The organism is Chelativorans sp. M5D2P16, assembly GCF_034427935.1.
GTDB lineage: Bacteria > Pseudomonadota > Alphaproteobacteria > Rhizobiales > Rhizobiaceae > Chelativorans.
Genome location: NZ_JAXQNM010000034.1, coordinates 1 through 2,190, shown reverse-complemented (window position 1 = coordinate 2,190; position 2,190 = coordinate 1). Strand labels below are relative to the sequence as shown.

General features: G+C 61.5%; 2 protein-coding genes. Both read right to left on the bottom strand.

Annotated features, from left to right (window positions below; genetic code table 11):
• A partial coding sequence (locus tag SIN08_RS16035) for a DUF6923 family protein (protein ID WP_322452609.1) occupies positions 1-1,587 on the bottom strand: 1,587 nt, incomplete at its 3' end.
• Positions 1,588-1,894: 307 nt separating this feature from the next.
• The coding region (locus tag SIN08_RS16030) for an AraC family transcriptional regulator (RefSeq protein ID WP_322452607.1) at positions 1,895-2,190 on the bottom strand (296 nt) is incomplete at its 5' end.

Genomic DNA, 2,190 nt, shown 5'->3' with positions numbered 1-2,190 from the left:
CGTCCCCGGCTCGTCATCATTGGTAATCGTGCAGACGGCGACCTGCTCGTTGGCGAGCGTGATCGAGTTGCCGGAAACCGGCGTGCCGCCGTCGATCGAGCAAGCATAGTCGCTCGCCGTATAGCCCGGCTGGTTCGTCTCGCTCAACGTATAGGTGCCCGCCGGCACCGCCGCATCCGTCACATCAGCGCTGCCGCTGACGCCGGAGATGGTCACGGGCCCGTCGGCGGTCAGCGTGAAATCCGCCGTGGTCAACGTGCCGCCGTCGTCGTTCGTCACCTGCTTCTCGAGCGTCAGCAGGGGCGCGGCGACATCGGTGTCGGAATTCGTGTTGTTGGCCGGGGTCGGATCGGAGAAGCCTTCGGGATTCGTCACCGTGGCCGTGTTGGTGAGTTCGCCGGTGAAGCTCAGCGGCACGTCCATGGTCAGCGTAAAGGTGACCGACGACTCGGCGGGCAGGTTCACCGGCGCGTCGACGATGTCGCCGGTGCCGCCGGCCACGCCACATGTGGCGCCGTTCGTCGGGCTGCCGCAGGTCCAGGTCGCACTGGTGATGCCGGCGGGAAGCGCGTCGTTGACGAGCGCGTTCTGCACGCCGAAGGGGCCGTTGTTGCGGACAAGGATGGTGTAGACCACCTCGCCGCCGCGATCGTAGGTCGCCGAGCCGTCGTCCTTGTCGATCTCGAGGTCGGCGTCGAGCAGCACCGCCGTCGTGGGGCACTTGGCGCCGTCGCCAGCGCCCGACGGCGCATTGGATATCAGCGTCGCCGCGCCCGTCACGGTATCGAATTGGTAGAAGGCTCCGGAATTAAGGCGGCCGAAAACGCCGTTGGTGGCGCTGATCATCGACCCGAAGCTGCCGGTGATGCCCGTTTGGCCGATCTGGTCCACGGCTCCCGTAACGGGATCGATCGAATAAAGAAAGCCGTCGCTCTGGTTGTGCGCGTAAAGCAGCCCGTTGTGCCAGGCGAGATCCCCATGGTCGATGCCCCGGTCAAGATCTATGGCCGTCGCTGTCGGCGAATTCAGATTCGACACGTCGACGCGCCACATCCTTTCCGTGAACCCACCGTTGTGCTTGAGGTAGAGGAAGCCGTCCGGTCCGACCACGCCAGAGGCGATCCACCGCTGATAATTAGTACTGGCGGTGCCGTAATTCTGGTTGATGCCCCCACCGATGATGTCGCCGAATTCCCGCAGGACACCATTGCTGTCGATGCGCTGAAGAACATGCCTTTCCCGAACCGAGTCCCAACGCGCCGCGTAGATGAAGTTGTCCTGGGGGCGGTAGCCCATGCCGTTGTAAACGGGGCCCGCATCGCCGATGGTGGGAAAGGTGAACGGGTTGGTGCTCGTGTCGACGCTGTGGAGTTGCACCTCACCATTGCCGTTGTATATCCCGAGATACATGGTCGACGTACAGGCGGCGAAGGGGGTCTGCGCCTGCGCTTGTGCGTCCGTGGCTGATGCCGTCAGGAGGGCGAAGGCGCCGAGCCCCGCCGCAACGCATGTGAGCCGAGCACCGATACGGCCAAGGCTTGCACCGGCGCCGCGCACTGCTGCTGAAAGCAAAGGAAGATAGCGCATAAATGACCCCTCGCATGTGGATCGTCCGCTGGTGGGCGGCCTTGCGCTGACACTCGTCGCCCCGCCTCGGCGTCGCATTGGAATCCCCCTCGGATTCCGTATGCCGCATCAACGCCTCGGCAGGGTGCGCCCAACATCGGAGATCACCGACGGGTGCATTGTGCATAACAGTTCACGGATGTATTTCAGATCTACACAGAGATTTCATAGTCCTACGAACTGCACAAAAATAGCGACGTCACTGTTGCAGAACCGCCACAACGTAAATTCTACCTGAAGTGGAATAAAAATTGAGAGGATATAGGGTTTACTTGCTCTTGCGAACCTTCGCTGGAGTCATGCCCCTCAACCTGCTCAACGTGCTCGTCAGGTGACTCTGGCTCGAAAAACCGCTGAGAAAAGCCACCTCGCCGAAGGTGTAATCCGTTTCGACGAGCAGACGCTCGGCAAAATCGAGCCGCATGTTGGTGAGGAACTTGTAAGGCGGCTGTCCGAACGTCTTCGTAAATGCCTGGATGAAGTGATTGGGTGAATGGTTGCAGAGCGCCGCAAGTTCGCCGACGGACAGTTTGCGGGTAAAGTTTTCGGCCAGGTATTCCTGCA